This is a genomic window from Cystobacter fuscus DSM 2262 (assembly GCF_000335475.2).
GTDB classification, from domain to species: Bacteria; Myxococcota; Myxococcia; order Myxococcales; family Myxococcaceae; genus Cystobacter; species Cystobacter fuscus.
This window is the reverse complement of the sequence record NZ_ANAH02000001.1, coordinates 194,981-214,847: the sequence shown is the minus strand read 5'-3', so window position 1 is coordinate 214,847 and position 19,867 is coordinate 194,981. Positions and strand designations below refer to the sequence as shown.

Below are 19,867 nucleotides of genomic sequence, written 5' to 3'. Positions count from 1 at the left end.
CCCCCCGGAGCCCTTCCATGTCCGATCCCAAAGACTCGAAGCCCAAGTCCCCGGGCCGCCGCCAGCTCCTCCGGGGCCTGGGCGCGGGGGCCGCCGCGCTGGCCTTCCCCCACCTGTGGTTGCCGCGCACGGCGCTCGCCCAGACGAACGGGCGCGGCCGCGTGCGCCACATCATCTACATCCGTCTGTCCGGCGGCTTCCGCTTCACCACCGCCTTCAACTCGGACGTGGCCGACGAGTTCAACCCGTTCGGCCGCTCGGACAAGCGCGCCGCGGGCACCGAGTGGGGCGTGGGCAAGTTGCTCGAGCGCGCCAGCTGGCTCGAGGGCGAGCCGTCCAAGCCCCGGCGCGATCTGGGCATGAAGCCGGTGGCGGAGTTCTCCAATGAAATCTGCGTGCTGCCGTGCGTGGACCACGAGCCCTTCTCGGCGCGCGCGGACGGAGGGCATGGCACGGGCCTGGAGCGCTTCCTCACGGGGTACGTGGGCGGAGCCACGGGCTTCCTCTCGTATGTGAACTACGGGGTGCGCGCGCGGGTGGCGGAGGAGGCCGCCAAGGGCAACACCCTGCTGCCGGCCTTCAGCCTCGGCGAGGCGGGCATGGCGACGGGGGCGGGGAGCTACGCCACCTATCGGCCTCCGGTGCTGGAGGGCAGTGGCTTCCAGGGCTTCGGCGCGGATCCGAGCGCGGGCCTGCCCCCGTGGGCGGCCAAGGTGACCACCGAGGTGGACAACCGCTACCGTGCGCGGCTGCACCTGCCGCTGCGCGGCGGCGTGGACACCTACCAGCAGACGCGCAAGGCCACGAGCGACTACGGGAAGATCTTCCGCGACCCCATGCTCCGGGTGACCGCCGACTCCGACGAGGTGGTGGATGGCATCACCAACCGCCAGTTGCGCGCCATTTTCGGCACCGACACCACGGGCCAGCGCGCGGCGCTCGCGCTGCGCCTGTTCCACTTCGGCTGCCCGGCGGTGTTCCTCAACCAGGGCGGCTACGACTACCACTCGCGCGAGGACGCGGAGCTGCCGGACGAGCTGGATGGCGCCAACCGGCTGGTGAGCGGTCTGCGCACGGCGCTCAAGATGATGCAGCACCCCGAGGGCGGTACGTACTGGGACAAGACGCTGGTGGTGATCGGCAGCGAGTTCGGCCGCACCACGGGCGGCAGCCGCTTCAACTCCGCCAACGGCAGTGACCACGGCAGCGATCTGGCCACCCGGTGGATGTCCATGCCCTTCATGGGCGGCGTCATCAGCGAGGCGGGCAAGGGCGGCAAGAGCCTCGGCTCGGTGCGCGGCGCGGATCTCAAGGCCACGGGCAAGGTGTACTCGTACCGCTCGGTCCTCAAGACGATGATGGATCTGCTCGGCGCCGACCACGAGGGCATCTTCCCCGCGGATGCCCCCATCCAGGACTTCTTCTCATGACGCGCTCTTCTCTCTCCGCCTCCCTCGCCGCCCTGGCGCTCGCCTGTGGTGGGGGCTCGGGCTCGGCTCCGACGGACCCGGGCTCCATCCCCTTCGAGCCGGAGCGCCCCTCGCCGGTGGGCGCGGGCAGCACGCCCACGTACACGGGCTCGGATCCGGACGTGAAGGCCGCCCAGCACACCTACGCGACCGGGCTCGACCTGCACCGCAAGCTGGTGATGCGCACGTGCAGCGGCTCCAACGGCGTGTGCCACAACCAGAAGGAATACCCGGACCTGCACACGGCGGGCACCTTCCTGGCCTCCATCGGCGCGCCGTGCAACGTGCAGTCCGGCAACTGGAACGGCGTGTTCGACCGGTGCGAGCGCCTGGGTGACCGCTTCCGCTTCACCGAGCAGGCCATCAAGGAGAACGAGATCGGCTGGTTCGAGCTGATTCCGGGAGAGACGCCCAAGCTGGACCCCAAGGGCACCCGGCCGGACGCCGGCACTCCGGGCCTGCACCTGTACGTGCACGACGCGGTGCAGGTCACCCAGCCGCGCATCTTCTCCACGGGCACGTTCGTGCGCACCTTCATCAACGACGCGGGCGAGGTGCAGGATCTCGCCTTCGCCAGCTACCGCACGAACTGGTGGGTGCTGGAGGACGGGCGCCACCTCTTCGCCGAGGTGGGCGACTACCAGCGCGACACCGTGGAGGGCCTGGTGGCCAGCGGCATCGTCCAGGGCGATCAGAACCGCAACGGGGTGTATGGCGCGCGCACCGGCACCACCGTGCCGCTCGTCAACCCGGGCAAGCCCGAGGAGAGCTACCTCGTGGCGCGCCTGCGTGGGAGCATGAATCAGACGCCCATCCCCGGCACGCGCATGCCCCTGGCCAACCAGCCCCCGTCCGTGCAGGACATGCTGGCGCTCATGTGCTTCATCGAGGGGTTGGATCCCAAGGCCCGCCAGTGGAGCCTGGAGTCCTCCATCGACTACACGAAGTGCTCGTACTCGGCCAACCCGCAGGCGCTCAACCTCGCGGGCTCCGGCGCCACCTGGAGCAAGGGCGTGCTGCCCATCCTCCAGTCCAACTGCGGCGGGTGCCATGGCGGCGCCAACCCCCAGGGTGGGTTGAACCTGCTCGGCTCGGCCCATGACGTCTACCAGCGCCTGATGAAGCCCTCCGCCCAGCAGCCCGCTCTGGCGCTGATCCAACCGGGCGTTCCGCTTCAAAGCTATCTGTGGCGCAAGATCTCCGGCGACGGTCCCATCACCGGCGCGCGCATGCCCATCAACCCGCTCAATGGCAACGCCTCGCTTCCCGCGGACCAGCTCAACAGCATCCAGGAGTGGATCAGCTTCAACGCGCTCGAGAACTGAGCGCGCCGGGAGCGCGGGCCACTCGCCGCCCGCGCTTCCCGGAACGGCGGGTGGTCTTCACACCCACCTCTTCACCGGGCCTGATGCCTCCACGGGTTACAGCGTTGAAAACGCAATAATCCGGCTCCGTTGGAAAAAAACATGAAGAACGGAATTCATTTTCCAACCGGTCTCAGTGTAGAAAAAAGGTTACCCGTCTTGTACCGGACTTCCCCGGTTTTCAAGAGTCGGCTGTCCTGAGAACGAGGCGGCGAGCCTGTGTTCACCGCTCCACCTGTGCAGCCCATCGAGGGAGGGTATGGATGCGCTCTGAGACCCGCATGAAGTGTCGTCATGGCCTGCGCGGCCGGATGTGGATGGCCCTGAGTGTCCTGTTCCTCGCGGCTTGCAGTGGGGTGACGCAGCCGGAAGGGGAGGACGCGTCGCTCGTGCCCTCCCAGCCGGAGACGGCCACCCAGGCCCTGGAGACACCCGCTCGGGGGCTGCACAGCCTGAACAAGGTGCTGATCCTGGCGAGCACCGTTTCCAGGGGCACGGACAGCATCGAGGCCCAGGTGGCGAGGCAGCTGGGGTACGAGGTGACGCTCGCCTCCGACGAGGAGTGGCGGTCCCTGTCCGCCGCGGACTTCGCCTCCTACCGTGCCCTCGTCCTGGGAGACAAATCCTGTAGCGTCGCGCCGGGCCTGCTGCTCGCCGCCGAGGAGACGCGCCACATCTGGGGCCCGGTGGTCGACGGCAACGTCATCGTCGTGGGCACCGACCCCGTCTACCACAAGCAGAACCAGGTCACCTTCAACGCCGTGCAGTTCGCCGCCGCCGAGGCGGGCAAGACGGGCATGTACGCGGGCCTGAGCTGCTACTACTACGAGACGGATTCCCCGACGCCGGTGCCGGTGCTCAGCCCCTTCGGCTCCTTCCAGGTGTCGGGGACGAGCGCCAACTGCAAGAAGGAGTCGTCCTACAACGACGCGCACATCGTCGCCTCGCACGAGGCCCTCGCGGGCCTGACGGACGAGGTGCTGTCCAACTGGGCCTGCTCGGTGCATGAGGTGTTCCTCTCCTATCCGGAGGGAGACTTCACCCCGCTCGTCATCGCGCTGGATCCGCCGAGCGGGGGGCGCTGGCCGGGCTCCCGGGACTTCCCGGATGGTTCGCACGGCGTGCCGTACGTGCTGGCGCGCGGAGCGGCGCCGGTGCGCTGCGGTGACGGCCTGGTGCAGTACCCCGAGCAGTGCGACACGGGCCCGCAGAATGGCGTACCGGGCACGCCGTGCTCGGCGGTGTGCCGCACGCAGTGGTGTGGAGATGGCGTGGTGGACCCGGGCGAGGAGTGCGACACGGGGGCCGCCAACGGCTCGGGCTCCTGCAGCGCTTCCTGCCGCGCCCTGGCCCGTCCTCCGGTAGCCCGGTGCAAGGATCTCCTCCTGCCCACCACCACCACGTGCGGCGCCACCGGCAGCGTGGACGATGGCTCGTCGGATCCGGATGGAGACATGGTGGGCTGCACCCAGACGCCGTCCGCGACGTTCGCGCTGGGCACCACCGCGGTCACGCTGACGTGCACGGACGCCACGGGCCTGAGCGCGAGCTGCACGGCGCGGGTGACCGTCACCGACACCACGCCTCCGAGCATCGACTGCTCGCCCGAGCTCGCGGTGGAGTGCACCGGGCGCCTCACCCCCGTCGAGGTTCCGGAGCCCGTCGTGTCCGATGTGTGCGAGTACGGCTACCAGCGGACCACGGGGACGACCTCCTTCCCGGTGGGAGGCCCGTACCCGGTGGGCTACGAGGCCTTCGACAGCTCCGGCAACACGTCCGCGTGCGCCACCCAGGTGCGGGTGCTCGACACGGCGGCGCCCACGGTGACGCTGGTGGGCGAGGCGACGCAGACGCTCGCGTGCGGCACGCCCTATGTGGAGGCGGGGGTTCAGGCCACGGATCTCTGTGACAACGGAGAGGCCTCGTCTCCGGTGGTGACGGCCTCGGGCGCCGTCAACACCCAGGTGCCGGGCACCTATGTCCTCACCTACTCGGCCCAGGACGCGTCCGGCAACGTGGGCCGTGCCACCCGCAAGGTGACCGTCACGCCGAGCAGCGCGTGCGAGGCGCCCCAGACGGGATGGACGCTCACGGGCAGCATGGCGCAGCCCCGCCTGTCCCACACCGCGACCCTGCTGGAGGACGGCCGGGTGTTGGTGACCGGTGGCTTCAACATCTCCTCCGAGCTGTACAGCCCGTCCACCCGGACCTTCTCCGCCACGGGCAGCAACCTGGGCTCCCACCGGGGCCACACGGCCACCCGGTTGAGCGACGGCCGCGTGCTCATCGCGGGGGGCACCAGCTCCACCACCCGACCCTCCGCCGAGCTCTACCTCCCGGCGTCGGGCACGTGGCAGGCCACCGGCCGGCTCTCCACGCCGCGCTTCAACCACGCGGCCGTGTTGCTGCCCAACGGCAAGGTGCTCGTGGCCGGTGGCTTCGGCTCGGAGTCGAGTGGGCCCGCGTTGAAATCGGCCGAGCTGTATGATCCGGCCACGGGCACGTGGTCCCCCACGCGGGACCTCACGCATGCGCGCGGCTTCCACACCATGACCCTGCTCCCGGGCGGCAAGGTGTTGGTGACGGGCGGCGGCCTCCAGCCGAATCCCGACGCGGAGGGCAATACGCTCGTGCCCGAGGCGGAGCTGTATGATCCGGCCGCGGGAACGTGGACGAGCGCGGGGCGCATGAGCACGGGACGTGCCTGGCACACGGCCACGCTGCTGTCGGGTGGCAAGGTGCTGGTGGTGGGCGGGGCGGGCGTCGATGCCGTCCTGAGCGCCGCGGCGGAGCTGTATGACCCGGCCACGGGCACGTGGAAGGCCACGGGGAGCATGAAGTCGCCGCGCCGCTTTCACACGGCCACGCTGCTGCCCAACGGCGAGGTGTTGGTGGCCGGTGGCTACGATCAGCATACGGGCATCCAGTACGCCGCCGAGCGCTACAACCCGGCGACGGGCACGTGGTCGGTGACGGCCTCGATGTATGTGGATCGCTACCAGCACACGGCCACGCCGCTGCCCGACGGCACGGTGCTCGTGGTGGGCGGGGCCAGCAACCACGATCAGGCCTCGGCCGAGTACTACCGTCCGTAGTCCGCGCATGCGCGGAGGGCGCGAGGAGTCCGGGACGCATCCCGGGCGCTCGCGCCCTCCGTGTTCCTGTGGCCCTCGAGGGGCGGGACTCAGTGGCCGGTGTAGATGCCGAGGGCACCCGGCACGTGGTTCTCGTCACTGCCCAGGAAGGCCACGAGGACGCGGTGGCCATCCGCCTTGATGTCGGAGACGCGGCTGCTGCACAGGCGCCGGCCGAACTCCGAGCAGCTATAGGTCTTCACCGCGCCCCCCTGGAGCCGGTAGACGAGCCCCAGCCACCGGGCGCCCACCCACACGCTGCCATCGGCGGTCCTGGCCTCCACCGCGGACAGGGCCTTCTCGCCGAGCGGCACGTGCTGCACGTCCCCCCCGTTCACGTTCATCCGCGCGAGTCCCTTGGTGAAGGAGCTCACCCACACGGTGTCTCCCACCACGGACATGGCGGACACGTTGTCGTCATCGCGCTCGGCCGGCTTGGGCGTGCTGCCCTCGCCCACCAGGTCCGGCCAGATGTCGATGCGGTTGCTCACGTAGGGCGAGTCCTCGGTCCTGGATTGCGCCTCCCAGTAGTCGTTGCCCGTGGTGCCGTAGAGGAAGCGGGTGGAGCGGTTGGCGCCGCCGAAGAGCACGTCTCCGCTCGAGTGGACGGACACCCCGTAGTAGGCGTCGGTGAGCAGGATGTCGGGGTAGGCGTTGATGGCCGGGTGCACGTGCTCCATCACGCCCGAGCAGTTGAGCTGGCCATTGCACGTGGGGTCACCCTGGTAGTTCGCGTCTCCGCGGGCGAAGCCGTGGTTGCCGCCGAACCAGACGCTCTGGGTGTTCTTGTCATAGGCGATGCGCAGGATGCTGCAGAGCTTCTCGCGCCCGCGCATCTCGGCGGCCACGATGCCGGGGCCGGAGAAGATGTCGTAGTGGACGACGGCCAGGGAGCCATCCGCGCGCAGCGTCACCTTGTCCGCGTCCCCGCTCTTGTAGCGCGAGGGATCCGGACGGGAGCCATCCCAGTTGTTCTCGCAGTGCTCGTCGCCCTTGCCGGGCCGTCCCTCGTAGCCCACGAAGACGGTGTCCGCGGGGCCGCCCGCCACCGAGATGACCTTGAGGTACTTCTCCCCCATGGGCGCGCTGCCGTCCGGCATGTAGCCGTAGGGGCGCAGGCCATGCTCCAGGGTGAAGCGCTGGAAGGTGGTCGCCCCCGGACGCAGCACGAAGAGGCCATCCTCACCGCCGGCCACCCAGACGTTGCCGCCCTCGTCCGCGGACACCCCATAGATGCGGCGGGGGCCTCCGTGCTGGGTGCCGTAGAACGTCCAGCCCGGGACCGTGGGGAAGTCGATGGCCGCTTCCGGGGGAGGCGGCGGCGTGGTGGGAGTCGGTGGCGTGTCGGGCACGGGCGTGGGCGTGTCGGGCACGGGAGCGGGCGTGTCGGGCACGGGAGCGGGCGGAGCCGTGGGCGGGCCGTCCTGGGGAGTTCCAGGCTTGGGTGAGTCCAGGCCCGGGTTGTTCTGTTCCGAGACGTCCCTCTTGTTGGGCTCTTGCGTGCAGCCCGTCCAGACCGCGCCCGTCGCCACCACCGCCGCCGCCCACCGCCATCCAGCCTTCATGTCCTGCCCACCCTTGAAGAGTTGGAACGCCTCCGTGGCGATTCCAGGCTCCTTGCCTCGCAAGTGCGGTGCCACTCCCACCGTCCGTGGAGTCCGGTCCATGCGTCGACTCGGCGACACCGGGTGGGTAGGAGATTGCCCACGAGGGGCAGACTGGATGCCCTTTCGTGCCGCCAACCGTGCTACGCCGGGTGCAATGGCCGGAAACGACACGCGCGGCCGCACGCCGCTGTCCCTCGTCGGGCAGGAGCCCGATCTCCTCTTCTATACGCGCCAGGCCCAGGCGCAGGGTGGGCCCGTGCTCGTGCTGGGCGCGGCCAACGGGCGGGTGCCGTGGACGCTGGCCCAGGCGGGCCTGGCGGTGCTCGGGGTGGACCCCTCCGAGCGGATGATCCACGCGGCCGAGGAAGCGCGCGCCTCGGAGTCGCCCGAGGTGTCGGGCCGGGTGCGGCTGTTGCACGCGGACCTGCGCTCGCTGCGGCTGGAGGAGCGCTTCCCGGTGGTGCTCGCGCCGCAACATGCCCTGGGACTCATGGCGTCGCACGAGGACCTGGAGGCCTGCCTGGCCACGGTGCGCCACCACCTGCGGCCCGAGGGGCTCTTCATCTACGACGTGCTCAACCCCCCCGTCGAGCCTGGTCGTCCCTCGGAGGAGGAGCCGGGCGCCGCGCTCGAGCCGCGCCGGCCCGTCTTCTCCTTCCACCTGCGCGAGCGCAAGCGGCCCGGTGCCCCCTCGGGCATCCACCGCCTCAAGTTCAAGCCCTTCTCGTGGGAGGAACTGGAGGAGGCGATGAAGGCCTGTGGGCTCACGCCCCGCGAGCGCTACGGAGGGTTCGACGGCAAGCCGTTCGATCCGGCGGATGCGCACCACATCGGCGTGGTGGACGGGTGAGGGCAGGCGGGACTCAGCGATCGAAGCGGTAGCCGAGGCCGCGCACGGTGAGGAAGTGCACGGGGGCCTCGGGATCGGGCTCCAGCTTGAGCCGCAGCTGGCGCATGAAGTTGTCCACGGTGCGGGCGCTGCCCTCGTAGTCGTAGCCCCAGGCGGCGCTGAGCAGCTCCTCGCGGCTGAAGGTGCGTCCCGGGTGCGCGAGGAAGTGGGCGAGCAGCTTGAACTCCTGCGCGGTGAACTCCACGGGCTGGCCGGCGCGGGTCACGGTCTTGGCCGTGAGGTCCACCTGCACGTCGCCGAAGCCCACGGGGGCCTGGGTGGCGGGCGGGTAGCGCCGACGCAGCACGGCCTTGATGCGCGCGAGCAGCTCCTGGAGCCCGAAGGGTTTGACCACGTAGTCGTCCGCGCCGAGGTTGAGCCCGACGATCTTGTCCATCTCGGCGCCCTTGGCGCTGAGCACGACGACGGGGGTGTCCCGGCCGCGCTGGCGCAGCTCCTTGAGGAGCTCGAAGCCGTTGAGCTCGGGCAGCATCACGTCCAGCACCACGAGGTCCGGCGTTTCGTCGAGCGCGCGCGCGAGCCCCTGCCGGCCATCCTGGGCCTGGAGGATCTCATAGCCCTCGAAGCGCAGGTTCATGGAGAGACCGGTGAGGATGGCCAGGTCGTCCTCCACCACCAGGATGCGTCGTGGCTTGTCGCTCATGCCTTGTCCACGGGGAGTTGAGGGGTGAAGCGGCGGCCCCGGAGCCTCCACGATGCGCCGGGCGATGGCCAGTCCCAACCCATGAACCCTGGAGGTGATGGCACGGTGGATTGTCCTCCCGATTAGGAGCGCTCGACAGTTAGCGGGTCTGTGTCAGTGCTTCGTCACGCCGAGTGTGGCCCCGTTTCCTGTCGCGGCGTGTCATCGCGGTGGGGACTCAGGGACGCGCCTGGCGCTCCCTGTCGAGCAACCACGAGGCGATGGCCTTCTCACAAGCCTCATGGCGGTCGAGGAAGGCGAAGTGGCCGCTGTCGACCTCGACGTAGGTGGCGAGGCGGCCCTCTCGCCGGGCGAGCTCGCGCATCAGGCGCGCGGGCATCATGGTGTCGCGCTTTCCCTCGACCAGGAGCATGGGGACATGGGGCAGGGGAGCCTTCGTCTCGGCTCCGGAGATCAGCAACAGGCCCCGGAGCTCCAGTCCCGGATGAGCGGCCCGCCGCACGAGGACACTCGCGCCCACGCCTCCGTTGGACAGGCCACCGAGGTACACCCGCCGCACCCCGCGCCTGGTGAGCCAGGCGTAGGTCCGTTCGAGGGTGTCCTCGCCCTGGCGTGATCCCCAATCCCCCGCTGGGCCCACCGAGGGACAGACGGTGAGCGCGGAGATGGCCTGGGCCGAGCGTGCCATCTGCCAGCAGTAGACGGCGAAGTTGCCGGCGTAGCCGTGGAGGAACACCACGGCGGTTTCGGGTGCGGCTTTCCCTGGGGGAGGGATGACGACGGCATCGAAGGACTCGGGCGATTGCAGCCCGAGCCAGGTCGCGACGGCGGGCGTGGCGACCGGGCCCTGCGCGTCGCGCAGCCGGGCGAAGGCCGCTTCCAGGGCGGGCACGAAGTCATGAGCATCCGCGCGGGGGATTCGCCCGGAGCGCAGGAGCGCATGGGCCGCCAGGAGTGTTCCATCTCGTTCCTCGACGAGCCGGTTCACCCACCGGGAGCCCTCGTCCGGCAGCCGGAGGGTGCGCAGTTCTCGCCGCTCCGTCAGCAGGAGCCGCGCCCCGATGATGAGCAGCAGCAGGCCGAGTCCCGCCCGGGTCAGTCCCCGCCATCGCCTCCAGCGTTTGGTGAGCAGCCCCACCGAGAGGAGGAGTCCACCCACCACGTATCCCCAACCCGAGGGGGACGCTCCCATGAGGCAGGCCGTCACGAAGAGGAGGACGGCCAGGAGACCGAGGAGGAGACCCAGGGCGAAGAGCAGCCACGAAGCGCGGGAGGGCGCGGAACTCGGGCGTGTCACTCCATGGCTCATTCGAGGAAACGGCGCTCCCATTGACGCAGCGCCTCGGGCGGGAAGTCAGGGTGGAGCCGGTGCTCGAGATAGAGCCAGGGCTCCAGGACACGCGCGAGCTCTCGATAGGCGGGCAAGGTGAGGCCACGCTCGCGGTCGCCCGCCTCGGGCCACTCTCCGAGTGTCACCACCGCTCGCTCTCCCTCGAGGGCCTGGACGGTGGTTCCCGGGGTATGCAGCCGGGCGCGAAGGGCCTCCACCCCCCCCAATGCACTGAGCACCGGCTGACCCAGGAAGGTGAGCCACGAGGGGCCGCGGATGCGCGTGCCGATAGTGCTCGAGAAGATTTCCACATCGGGGATGTCCATGCCTGGGTAGCGCATGCAGCGCTCGTAGACCTCCCTGGTCATCCCCATGAGATGGATGGGGGCCAGGATGGCCAGACCTCCGTTGCCCGAACACCAGGGCAACGGGGTCGCCAGCTCCAGCGCCAACGCCCTCACATGCTCTGGCCCATGGGTCTCCAGGTATTCAGTGGGCAGCCAGAACGAGGCTACACACGTCTCCTTGTCCGCCCCTCTCCATCCGGGGACATCGACCCGTCCGCTCCCGTAGTACTCGAATCGGTTGTTGTTTGGGCTGCCAGGCGATGACCCTCCCAGGATCACGCGAGGCCACGTGTACTCCAACAGTTTGCGCTGGATGAGCGACCAGCCCGATTCGTCGAGTTCCTGCCAATCTCCTTCTTCATCGACATAAATGCTGAGTGCTTCCGAGCCTACCGCGCGGATGTAGGTTTCCATCGACTGAAACACCGCCCGAGCCATCTCCGTGTGGCGCTGGCGCATGTAGAAGTCGAACCGCAATCCATCGCGGAGCCACGCACCACTGAACTTGTCCTGAAAACGGATTCGGGGGTAGCGCTCGGTCATCGGAAAACTCCTGTCCGGGGCCCAATCAGTTCAACGTGTTCTCCAAAAGCCTCTCGATAAATTCTTCCTTGAGAAAAGCCCGCGTAGTGGTGTCCTTCGGGATATTCCCTCCACTTGGGCGCTTCATCGAAATTCACACACCGGAATTTGAAGTCGAAGACTACCTGGATCTGGAGCGGATCTCCTGAGTGGATGACGACATCGGGTTCCAGTGTGCCTTTCAAGCCCTCTCCTCCCTGGCGTAGCAGGGCAGCCTTTTCCTCGGGACTTATCAACTCCTTCTCCTTCGTCTCCCGATTGAAGCGGTAGCGCGGCTCGAGGCTGAACCCTCCTGGACGAATCCTCTCCAGCTTCATCTGGGCGCACCGCAAGGCGGCCTCGTGCATCTCCAATCCCAGTCGGATGGCCCACGTGACGCTCCGGCCCTGCGCATCCACAGTCAGGCGCTTGCACTCCGCGGGGCTGGGCACCGGGCGCGCGAATACGCCTCCATGCTGCAGCAACACGTCCGTGCGTGCCTGATCCGCGCACTCTTCCATCTCCTTCTTGAGCGAGAGCCGCGCCCTGTCGTCCAAGCACCTTCAGCGCCACTCCCGCCGATGCGCCCGCCCCTACCGCCAATACGGAACCGATGGCGATCGTCTTTCCGTTCAGCAAGACGCAAGACAAGGGGTCTCGCACGCACTGAGCGCTCACCGAGTCCAGGGCCTGGTGGCTTGGGACTCCCCGGCCGGGCACTCCCGCGCAGGCGCTCAGCCCCAGAACTCCGGCCAGGAGCCAGTGGGTCCGGAGCCTCGGGCACTCTCTTTTCGCTTCCAACGGGCTCATTCAAACCTTCTCCACGGGGAGCTGGATGGTGAAGCGGCTGCCCTTGCCCAGCTCGCTCTTGAGGGTGATGTAGCCGCCGTGCGCCTCCACGATGCGCCGGGCGATGGCGAGCCCCAGCCCACTGCCCTCGGTGCGCCGGGTGAGCAGGTTGTCCACCCGGTAGAAGCGCTCGAAGATGCGCCGGTGGTCCCTCCGGGCGATGCCCACGCCATGGTCCTCCACCGTCAGGTCCACCCACTTCCGGTTCGCCCGCACGGTGAGCTGGATGCGCTTGTCCTCCCGGCTGTACTTGTAGGCGTTCTGCAGGAGGTTGAGCAGGGCGCCGGAAATGGCGCTCCGGTCCACGTGCACCGGCGTCGCCGTGTCGGGCATCTCCACGGACAGCTGCACGTCTCCCTCCAGGTGCTGGGCGCGGAAGGCGGACACGGCGGTGTCCACCACCTCGGACACGGGAACCGTCTCCGGGTGGTACTCCTTGCGGCCGCTCTCGATGCGCGACCAGTCCAGCACGCGCTCGATGAGCGTGCTCAACCGCTCCGTCTCCTGGGTGAGCAGCCGCAGCACCTCCTGCGTCTGCGCCTCGTCCCGCACGCGGCCGAGCGCGAGCGTCTCGATGAACATGCGGATGGAGGTGACGGGGGTGCGCAGCTCGTGGCTCACCAGCGACACGAAGTCCGTCTTCATGCGCGACAGCCGCGCCTCGCGGTAGAGCACCCGGCCCGTGTAGACGACGCCGAAGGTGAGCGTGAGGTAGAAGAGCGCCAGCAGCACCCCGTACACCAGCCGGTTGCGCGTGGAGGCCCGCGCCACGGGATCCTCCCCCGTGGGCACCACGCCCAGCCGGAAGTCCTGCAGGGGCAGGGGCAGGGTGCGCTCGGCGAGCACCTGGGGCCCGAGCGCGCTGGCGCGCGCCTGGGCCACCTCCGAGGCGAGCCTGCCCATGAGGCCCTCGCTCCCGGGCTCCTGGCGCGCGAGCAGCACGAAGCGCACCGGCTCTCCGGACGTCATCTGGGCCTCGGCCTGCTCGGCGACCAGCGCCTCCACCGCCTCCCGCGAGACGCGCGAGCCGTGCACCACCGGGCCGTCGCGCTCGGCGGCGATGAGCGTGGCCTGGCCGCCCACCATGAGCGAGAAGAGCGAGGTGCCCGGGGGGAAGTCCTCGGACGAGGACTCCACCGCCGTCAGGGCCGCGGCGAGCTCCTGATCGCTCGTGCGCACCTGCTTGCCCTCCAGTTGGAACGAGTCGCGGGTGGACAGGCGGCGGCCCTCGGCGTCCACCAGCCACATCTGGCCGTTGACCTGCTGGAAGCTCGCGGCGCGCAGCACCGCGGGCAGCTCCTCCGCCAGCGCGCTCAGCGTCCCCTGCCACGCGGCCTGGAGCCGTTTCTCCACGGCGGCGCGCTCGTTGATGATGGCCACCACCCCGAAGCCGGACAGCCCGGCCGAGGGCAGCACCACCAGGACGATGAGCAGCGCGAAGGTGCGCCGGAAACTGAGGATGATGGGAGGCGGGTGGGTGGCCACGGCTCCCCTCTCTACCTCCCCCCGGGGCGGGACGCTCGTGGGCGCCGAGGTGTGCGGCGGTGTCTCACCCCGCCTCGGGGCTCACGCGGCGCGGTCCGAGGAGTCGAGCTGGGCCCGGACGAGGGCGGTGTAGAGGCCGCCGCGCGCGAGCAGCTCCGCGTGGGTGCCCGACTCCACGAGCTGGCCGCCGTCCATCACCAGGATGAGGTCCGCGTTCACCACGGTGCTCAGCCGGTGGGCGATGACGATGCGCGTGCAGCGCAGCCCGGCGAGTGCCTCCTGCACCCTGCGCTCGGTGATGGCGTCCAGCGAGCTGGTGGCCTCGTCGAGCAGGAGCACGGCGGGCTTGCGCACCAGGGCGCGCGCGAGCGAGAGGCGCTGGCGCTGGCCGCCGGAGAGCGCCGCGCCCCGGTCCACCATGGGCGTCTCGTAGCGCATGGGCATGGCCATGATGTCCTCGTGCACCTGCGCGGCCCGGGCGGCTTCCTCCACCGCGGCCAGTGGCACCTCGGGGTCGAGCATGGCGATGTTGGCGCGCACGCTGGTGCTGAAGAACGCCACGTCCTGCAGCACCACGCCCATCTGCGAGCGCACCGACTGCAAGTCCATGGAGGCCAGGTCCACCCCGTCGTAGAGCAGGCGTCCGGTGGTGGGGGGATAGAGGCCGATGAGCAGGTTGGCCAGGGTGGACTTGCCCGCGCCGGAGCGGCCCACGATGGCGACGAACTGCCCGGGGGCGATGTGCACCGACAGGTCCTTGACCACCAGGGGGGCCATGGGGCCGTAGCGGAAGGACACGCCCTCCAGCGCGATGCCGCCGCGCAGCACGTGCGAGGCGCGTGTCTGGGTGGCGCTCTGCTCCGGAGGGGCGTCGAGCACGTCGTCCAGCCGGGTGATGTAGCTGCCCAGCAGTTGCAACTGGTTGGCCGTCGCCACCAGGTTGGCCAGGGGCGAGAGCAAGCCGATGGCGAGCGCGTTGAGGCTCAGCATGGTGCCCAGGGTGGCGTCCCCCTGGAGCACCCGCCAGGTGCCCACGCACAGCAACACCAGGGGCGAGGCCAGCCGCAGCGTACCGTTGAGCGCGTCCACCCAGGCCGACAGGTGGCCGCGTTGCAGGCTCACGTTGAGCACGCGCACCAGCAGGCTCGCGTAGTGCTGCACCGCCCGGTGCTCGGCGCCATAGGCCTTGAGCGACTGGATGCCGGTGAGCAGCTCCACCTGGTAGCCCTGGCTCCGCGCTTCCATCTCCAGGGTTCGCGCCATCAACTCGCCCTGCGGCTTGCGCGAGAGCACGAAGATGAGCACCTGCGCGCTCGCCAGCCCCAGCACCAGCAGCCCGAGCGGGGGACTCGCGATGAAGATGACCACCAGGTAGATGAGCACCAGCGAGCCGTCGAGGATGCCGGAGACGGCGGTGGAGGAGAGGATTTCGCGCACGGCGGCGTTGGTGTTCATGCGCGCGAGCAGGTCGCCCGAGGAGCGCACCTGGAAGAAGGCGTAGGAGAGGCTGACCAGGTGCTCGAGGAAGCCCAGCGACAGGCTGGAGTCGATGCGCGTGCGCAGCTCCACCAGCATGTGGCCGCGGATGAGCGAGGCCATCAGGTTGAAGACGACGATGGCGGCCAGTCCCAGGCTCAACACGAGCAGCAGGTGCTGGTCTCCCCGCGGCACCACCCGGTCCACCACCAGCCCGGTGAGGGCCGGAATGGCCAGCGCGAAGAGCTGCAACATGAACGAGACGACGAGGACGCGCGAGAGCGAGTCCGACTGCCGGAGGATCTCCTTCACGTAGCGCGACGTGCGCCGGGGGCCCTCCGTGCTCGTCTCGAAGTGGTCTCCGGGCTCGAGCAGCAGCGCGACGCCGGTGAAGGCCCGGAGGAACTCCTCCATGGGGAGCCGCTGCCGGCCGAGCGCCGGATCCACGATGTCCACGCCGTGCTTGCCCAGCCGTTCGAAGACGACGAAGTGGGAGAAGCGCCAGTGGAGGATGGCGCCGGTGGGCAGATACTCCAGCGAGTCACTGTCCAGCGAGACGCCGCGGCCGCGCAGGCCGAAGCGGCGCGCGGCCTGGAGCAGTTGCAGGGCGGAGAGGCCATCGCGCTGGGGGCCCAGCAGGTCGCGCACCTCCTCCAGGCGCATGGCGCGGCCATGGTAGTTGAGCACCATGGTGAGGCACGCCGCGCCACACTCGGTGGCCGAGAGCTGTCGCACCACGGGCACGCGGTGCTCGCGCAGCCGCGCCTGCAACTCGCGCAGCACCGGGAAGCGGTCGAGCAGGCCATTGGGCTTGGGTTCAGTCGGTGTCATCGCTCCACAGCGCCTTGAGCCCGGGGACGAGCATCACCAGGATGCTCTCCGCGCGCAGCCGGGCCTCGGCCCGGGCCGTCATTCCATCCACGTAGTTGAAGGTCTGTCCGTCCCGGCGGAAGGTCGACGCGGGCAGGCGCGCGCGCACCAGCACCTGGGGCCCGTCGAGGCGCAGCGCGTCGGCGATTTCCCGGCCCAGGTAGCGGCGCGTCTCGGCGGGGCCGACGATCTGGTCGCTCACGTAGTCGATGACCAGCTCGCGGTACTGGTACTGGAAGCCCTCCAGCTCCATCCGGAGCGACTTGCCGGGCCGTAGGAAGGGGCGGCTGCTGCCCGGCAACAGCGCGACGAGCGAGGCCTGGGCGTCCTCGTCCAGGAGCGAGGCGACACTCTCGCCGGGCTGGACGTACTGGGCGGGCCGCACCCTCAAGTCGTTGACCACGCCCGCGCGCGCGGCGCGGATGGTGCGCGCCTCCTGGCGGGCCTGGGCCTGCTCGCGCTCGGCGCGCAGGGTGGTGAGCACCTGGCGCGCGGCCTGGTCGCTCGGGTCGCGCAGGACGCGGGCGAGCTGCAACTCGAATTCGCGCTCGATGCGCTCCAGGGCCGTGCGCTCCTCCTGTGCCTGGAGCCGCACCAGCACCTGGCCGGCGGCGACGCGCTGTCCGGGTTCGACTTCCACGGAGGTGACCAGGCCGGCCACGTCCACGGTGACTTCCGTCTTGCCCTCCACGCGCACCACGGCGGGCCCGGCGGCGTACTCGTTGACGGTGCCCAGGGCGCAGAAGAGCAACCCCACCGTCACTACCAGCAGCAGGATCCAGTAGGTCCACCGGGACCACTCCGGCGACAGGCGCAACAGCTCGCTGTCCACGCGGGGGTTGGCGTGCTCCTGGAGGGCTTGTTGCCGGTAGATGCTCCCGGGCGGAGGCGGCGCGGGCGTCGCCGGAGCGTCTTGTCCGGAGCTGCTCTCAGCCACGAGCGTGTCCTCTCTTCGCGCGGTCGCGCCCTGGCCTCATGCCGGACCTCATGGCGTCTCCGGCGCGGCGAGCGCCGCGCGTTCACCCGGGGGGCCGAGCCGCACGCGCACCACGAGGCCGGCGGGCACGTCGGCTCCCGGAGGGACGTCCAGGCGGGCCAGGGCGATGATCATCCGCGATGCCGAATCCACCTCGGGGGCGACGTTCTCCACCCGGCCCGTGAGGGGGGGACCTTCCCGGGGGAGGCGGACCTGGATGGGCGCGCCCGGAGCGACGCCGCGCGGTTCGTCCTCGGGAATGGCGAAGCGCACCCGCAGGCCGCCCGCGCCGAGCAGGCGCAGGATGGGACGCGAGGGTGATGTCTGGGCACCAGGGTCGAGATAGCGCTCGGCAATGACGCCATCGAAGGGCGCCTTGATGACGGCGTCCGAGATGCGCTGTTGGATCTGCTCCACGCGGGCGACCTGCTCCTGCACCTGGGCCTGGGCGGACTGGAGCTTCGCGGCGGCGCTCTTCTCCTGGAAGCCCGCGGCGGCGATCTCCTCTTCGGGCATGGCCTGGAGGCTGACCAGCTTCGGGTGGGCATAGCGCTGGGTGCGGTCGCGCGCCTCGCTCAAGGCCACCTGGGCCAGTTGCTCCTGGGCCCGGGCCGTCTGGAGGGCCGCCTGGGCGATGGCGAGTTCCTTGCGCAGGGGGTGGAGATCCAGCCGGACGAGGGGCGCTCCGGCCTGGACGCGCGCGCCCACCTGCACCTCGATGGCCTCCACCTGCCCCTCGGTCCTGGAGACGATCTCCACGGAGGCACTCGGGATGATGACGCCCAGGAAGTCTCCGCGGGGTCCCACCTCGGCCGCTCGCGCGGGGGCCCGAGCGGACCCGGACGCGGGGGCCACGGCCTCCTGGCCCGGGCCGGTCATCGCGTGGCGCAAGGCCGCGGCTCCGCCCAGCAGCAGGGTGAGCAGCACCAGGCAGGCGAGGAGGGGGCGAGGCATGGGCGCATCATAGCGTCCGGACCTGCTCTTCTGGATTCCGGGTGTGGCCCCAGCCGACCGGGCAGCCGGGCGAGCCTCGCCCGCCCGCGACGCGGCTCAGGGCGTGCCCGCGTCCGGAGGGGAGACCTCGGGGGGGAGCGCGTCCGGGGTGGAGGGAGCGGGGTGGGCGGCCGCGAGGCGCTCGGGGGTGGTGGCGAAGAGGGTGGCGCGGGCGATGTCGATCGCGCGCTCCTTGTCGGCCCCCAGCCAGGTGACGATGATGCCGCAGGGCGTATCGTCGTCCCAGGTGGACACCTGGAGCATGCCCGGCACGGGTTCCCGGCGAGCCGCCGCCCGGCCCATGGCGGGGATCTCGGTGCCGCCCGCGCGCAGGGTGGGCGTCAAGAGGGCCTGGACGTCCTCTCCCTCGAAGTGCTTGCGGCAGTCGTAGGCGATGGAGACGGTGACGTCCTTCTGTTCCGCCGAGCGCAAGGTGCACAGCGGTCCGCAGGTGGGGCAGGGACGTGACTGCTGGAGGGTGAAGCCGGGCAGGACGTCGCGCACCTCGGGGGCGACGAGCCGCTCGCACGAGAGATCATTGGCGGGCGGCGGCGTGTCCGCCGAGCCCGCGTTGCGCGAGCGGCAGGCGCCCAGCGCCAGTGCCAGCACCATCACTCCCACGCCCCGGCCTGCCCTCATCCCGAAGTTCCTCCTGACCGGGTGCATACCCGGGGACGCGGCGAGGGTATAGACCGACCCGACCCCCTGCTGGCCATGGGGAAGTGAGGACCTGCCCGATGCAGGACGCTGGCCTCCCCGGGTCCGGGAAAGCCCGTTTCCCGCCAGGGGGCGGGTCCTCTAAGCTGCGCCTCCCCTTCATTTTCATTCCCTGGGAGAAGCGACTCCATGCGCGCCAGTGTCATTGGTTCCGGCTCTTTTGGTACGGCTCTCGCCAACGTGCTCGCGGTGAACTGTGAGCACGTGGGCCTGTGGGGGCGGGACGCCGCGCTGGCCGAGGCCATCAACACCCGCCACGAGAACGCCACCTACCTGCCCGGCATCCCCATCTCCCCGCGGGTGCGGGCCACGACGCACCTGCCCGAGGCCCTGGAGGGCTCGGAGCTGGTGGTGCTCGCGGCCCCGAGCCACGCCACGCGCCAGGTGATGGCCCAGGCGCTGCCGTCGCTGCCCCGGCACGTGCCCCTGGTGACGGTGGCGAAGGGAATCGAGAACGAGACCCTCTTCACGATGACGGAGCTGTTGGAGGACTGCCTGCCGGAGGAGTACCACCCCTACATCGCGGTGCTCTCGGGCCCGAGCTTCGCCAAGGAGCTGGCCCAGCGCATGCCCACGGTGGTCACCATCGCGGCGCCCTGGGACAAGGTGGCCCTGCGCTGCCAGAAGGCGCTGCAGACGGAGACGTTCCGCTCCTACACCTCCAGCGACGTGGTGGGCGTGCAGTATGGCGGGGCGCTCAAGAACGTCATCGCCATCGCCGCGGGGATCGCGGACGGGCTGAGCATGGGGCACAACGCGCGCGCGGCCATCATCACCCGGGGGCTCGCGGAGATCACCCGGCTGGCGGTGCGCAAGGGGGGCAATCCCCTGACGCTCTCGGGTCTGTCGGGCATGGGGGACCTGGTGCTCACGTGCACGGGCGAGCTGAGCCGCAACCGGCACGTGGGCATGGAGCTGGGTCGGGGCCGCTCGCTCCAGGAGATCCTCGGGGACATGAAGCAGGTGGCCGAGGGCGTGAAGACGGCCCGGAGCGCGAGGGACCTGGCGCGCAAGGTGGGGGTGGAACTGCCCATCTGCGAGCAGGTGTATGCCATCGCCTACGAGGGCAAGAGCGCCCGGGCGGCGGTGGTGGAGCTGATGACGCGCCAGCCGAAGAACGAGCTGGTCTGAGGGGG

Annotated in this window: 15 protein-coding genes; 5 read left to right on the top strand and 10 right to left on the bottom strand. The window is 70.1% G+C overall.

Features of this window, described 5'->3' with window-relative positions; translation table 11 throughout:
- Window positions 1–17: 17 nt before the first annotated feature.
- From D187_RS00810 to D187_RS49245, 3 genes are all read left to right on the top strand, one after another.
- Window positions 18–1,430, top strand: a complete 1,413-nt coding sequence (locus tag D187_RS00810) for a DUF1501 domain-containing protein (protein WP_002629630.1) — start codon at window positions 18–20, stop codon at window positions 1,428–1,430.
- The gene (locus tag D187_RS00805; RefSeq protein WP_002629629.1) at window positions 1,427–2,794 is read left to right on the top strand and encodes a hypothetical protein; all 1,368 of its coding nucleotides are present in this window, start codon (window positions 1,427–1,429) and stop codon (window positions 2,792–2,794) included. Before D187_RS00810 ends, D187_RS00805 begins: the two co-directional genes overlap by 4 nt.
- A gap of 320 nt (window positions 2,795–3,114) precedes the next feature.
- Complete coding sequence (locus tag D187_RS49245; RefSeq protein ID WP_002629627.1) at window positions 3,115–5,928, top strand: Kelch repeat-containing protein; 2,814 nt, start codon at window positions 3,115–3,117, stop codon at window positions 5,926–5,928.
- Between the two features lie 89 nt (window positions 5,929–6,017).
- Here the strand turns inward: D187_RS49245 and D187_RS00795 are convergent, their stop codons facing one another.
- Entirely contained in the window at window positions 6,018–7,595 is a 1,578-nt protein-coding gene (locus D187_RS00795; protein ID WP_002629626.1) for a hypothetical protein, read from the bottom strand.
- A 133-nt stretch (window positions 7,596–7,728) separates the two neighbouring features.
- On the opposite strand from D187_RS00795, the gene D187_RS00790 reads away from it, so the two are divergent.
- A complete protein-coding gene (locus D187_RS00790) occupies window positions 7,729–8,424 on the top strand; it encodes a class I SAM-dependent methyltransferase (protein ID WP_002629625.1) in 696 nt (231 codons plus the stop codon).
- Window positions 8,425–8,437: 13 nt separating this feature from the next.
- Here the strand turns inward: D187_RS00790 and D187_RS00785 are convergent, their stop codons facing one another.
- The 9 genes from D187_RS00785 to D187_RS00745 all read right to left on the bottom strand — a co-directional run bounded on the left by D187_RS00785 (window position 8,438) and on the right by D187_RS00745 (window position 18,653).
- Complete coding sequence (locus tag D187_RS00785; RefSeq protein ID WP_002629624.1) at window positions 8,438–9,127, bottom strand: response regulator transcription factor; 690 nt, start codon at window positions 9,125–9,127, stop codon at window positions 8,438–8,440.
- 217 nt (window positions 9,128–9,344) lie between these two features.
- Complete coding sequence (locus D187_RS00780; RefSeq protein ID WP_245591577.1) at window positions 9,345–10,424, bottom strand: alpha/beta hydrolase; 1,080 nt, start codon at window positions 10,422–10,424, stop codon at window positions 9,345–9,347.
- 8 nt (window positions 10,425–10,432) lie between these two features.
- Entirely contained in the window at window positions 10,433–11,347 is a 915-nt protein-coding gene (locus tag D187_RS00775; protein ID WP_002629622.1) for a DUF3396 domain-containing protein, read from the bottom strand.
- Window positions 11,344–11,922 carry a hypothetical protein gene (locus D187_RS00770; protein WP_051256154.1) on the bottom strand — a complete coding sequence of 193 codons (579 nt, stop codon included), beginning with the start codon at window positions 11,920–11,922 and terminating at the stop codon, window positions 11,344–11,346. The genes D187_RS00775 and D187_RS00770 overlap by 4 nt, the downstream gene beginning before the upstream one ends.
- Before the next feature lie 253 nt (window positions 11,923–12,175).
- Window positions 12,176–13,699, bottom strand: coding sequence for a sensor histidine kinase (locus tag D187_RS00765; protein WP_002629619.1), 1,524 nt, complete (start codon window positions 13,697–13,699; stop codon window positions 12,176–12,178).
- A gap of 81 nt (window positions 13,700–13,780) precedes the next feature.
- On the bottom strand, window positions 13,781–16,006 hold the full coding sequence (locus D187_RS00760; RefSeq protein WP_002629618.1) for a peptidase domain-containing ABC transporter: 2,226 nt from the start codon (window positions 16,004–16,006) through the stop codon (window positions 13,781–13,783).
- Window positions 15,993–16,982 carry an efflux RND transporter periplasmic adaptor subunit gene (locus D187_RS00755; RefSeq protein WP_002629617.1) on the bottom strand — a complete coding sequence of 330 codons (990 nt, stop codon included), beginning with the start codon at window positions 16,980–16,982 and terminating at the stop codon, window positions 15,993–15,995. Before D187_RS00755 ends, D187_RS00760 begins: the two co-directional genes overlap by 14 nt.
- 48 nt (window positions 16,983–17,030) lie before the next feature.
- Window positions 17,031–17,975 (bottom strand): efflux RND transporter periplasmic adaptor subunit, encoded by a 945-nt coding sequence (locus tag D187_RS00750; RefSeq protein ID WP_002629616.1) that lies wholly within the window; start codon window positions 17,973–17,975, stop codon window positions 17,031–17,033.
- Between the two features lie 96 nt (window positions 17,976–18,071).
- Entirely contained in the window at window positions 18,072–18,653 is a 582-nt protein-coding gene (locus D187_RS00745) for a hypothetical protein (RefSeq protein ID WP_002629615.1), read from the bottom strand.
- A gap of 207 nt (window positions 18,654–18,860) precedes the next feature.
- On the opposite strand from D187_RS00745, the gene D187_RS00740 reads away from it, so the two are divergent.
- Window positions 18,861–19,862: an NAD(P)H-dependent glycerol-3-phosphate dehydrogenase gene (locus tag D187_RS00740; protein ID WP_002629614.1), complete on the top strand. Its 1,002-nt coding sequence runs from the start codon at window positions 18,861–18,863 to the stop codon at window positions 19,860–19,862.
- The last annotated feature ends 5 nt before the right edge of the window (window positions 19,863–19,867 follow it).

Excerpts from the sequence above, each read along its gene's own strand:
- D187_RS00775 (WP_002629622.1), bottom strand. The coding sequence starts at position 11,347 with ATGACCGAGCGCTACCCCCGAATCCGTTTTCAGGACAAGTTCAGTGGT.
- D187_RS00750 (WP_002629616.1), bottom strand. The coding sequence starts at position 17,975 with ATGCCTCGCCCCCTCCTCGCCTGCCTGGTGCTGCTCACCCTGCTGCTG.
- D187_RS49245 (WP_002629627.1), top strand. The coding sequence starts at position 3,115 with ATGAAGTGTCGTCATGGCCTGCGCGGCCGGATGTGGATGGCCCTGAGT.
- D187_RS00740 (WP_002629614.1), top strand. The coding sequence starts at position 18,861 with ATGCGCGCCAGTGTCATTGGTTCCGGCTCTTTTGGTACGGCTCTCGCC.
- D187_RS00810 (WP_002629630.1), top strand. The coding sequence starts at position 18 with ATGTCCGATCCCAAAGACTCGAAGCCCAAGTCCCCGGGCCGCCGCCAG.
- D187_RS00805 (WP_002629629.1), top strand. The coding sequence starts at position 1,427 with ATGACGCGCTCTTCTCTCTCCGCCTCCCTCGCCGCCCTGGCGCTCGCC.
- D187_RS00785 (WP_002629624.1), bottom strand. The coding sequence starts at position 9,127 with ATGAGCGACAAGCCACGACGCATCCTGGTGGTGGAGGACGACCTGGCC.
- D187_RS00760 (WP_002629618.1), bottom strand. The coding sequence starts at position 16,006 with ATGACACCGACTGAACCCAAGCCCAATGGCCTGCTCGACCGCTTCCCG.
- D187_RS00790 (WP_002629625.1), top strand. The coding sequence starts at position 7,729 with ATGGCCGGAAACGACACGCGCGGCCGCACGCCGCTGTCCCTCGTCGGG.
- D187_RS00745 (WP_002629615.1), bottom strand. The coding sequence starts at position 18,653 with ATGAGGGCAGGCCGGGGCGTGGGAGTGATGGTGCTGGCACTGGCGCTG.